Annotated in this window: 1 protein-coding gene; it reads left to right on the top strand. The window is 54.0% G+C overall.

Annotated elements, in window-relative coordinates; all coding sequences use genetic code 11:
• On the top strand, nucleotides 1-278 hold a 278-nt coding region (gene purN, locus HBA93_RS20900; protein ID WP_286202106.1), incomplete at both ends, for a phosphoribosylglycinamide formyltransferase.

Below are 278 nucleotides of genomic sequence, written 5' to 3'. Positions count from 1 at the left end.
GCATGATGCAGGCGGCCTCGCGAAAGCGCAGGCCGCAGGTATCACCACCTATGTTCATGCCCGCAAAGATTACAGCTCCAAGCAAGCGCATGAAGATGCCATTCTTGAGCAACTGGCACAGATCGCACCGGATATTATTTGTCTTGCAGGCTATATGCGCCTGCTTTCCGGCCGGTTTATTGCTCCTTTTGCAGGGCGTATTCTCAATATTCATCCTTCATTGCTGCCGCTGTTTCCGGGTCTGCACACACATCAGCGTGCGCTTGAGGCCGGCATGA

Origin of the sequence: Ochrobactrum sp. SFR4 (assembly GCF_019730395.1) — a bacterium.
Lineage (GTDB): Bacteria > Pseudomonadota > Alphaproteobacteria > Rhizobiales > Rhizobiaceae > Pseudochrobactrum.
This window is presented reverse-complemented; position numbering and strand designations above follow the sequence as displayed.